The sequence below is a fragment of the Saezia sanguinis genome, from assembly GCF_003991585.1.
GTDB classification, from domain to species: domain Bacteria; phylum Pseudomonadota; class Gammaproteobacteria; order Burkholderiales; family Burkholderiaceae_C; genus Saezia; species Saezia sanguinis.
This window is the reverse complement of the sequence record NZ_PQSP01000181.1, coordinates 1-243: the sequence shown is the minus strand read 5'-3', so window position 1 is coordinate 243 and position 243 is coordinate 1. Positions and strand designations below refer to the sequence as shown.

Genomic DNA, 243 nt, shown 5'->3' with positions numbered 1-243 from the left:
TTGTTGACGAAAGTGACGAAAACTTCGATGCCGAATTTCCACAGCAGCACGATCATCACCACCAGGCCGGGTTTCGGCAGGAGTGCGGCCAATCCCAGGCCGAGAGCACAGACCAGCATCGTGAAAACGGGCACGCAGATCAGCAGGCGGATACCGGTGCCGGAGAAGGCGTCCACATCGCCCCATACGTCCGGGAACAGATACGGAAAGCCGCCCAGCAGCAGGAGCGTGGTCGCTCCGGCG

1 protein-coding gene is annotated in these 243 nt (G+C 61.3%); it reads right to left on the bottom strand.

Annotated elements, in window-relative coordinates:
* Positions 1-243, bottom strand: a 243-nt coding sequence (locus CUZ56_RS15915) for a hypothetical protein (protein ID WP_204250977.1), incomplete at both ends; no start/stop codon positions are given.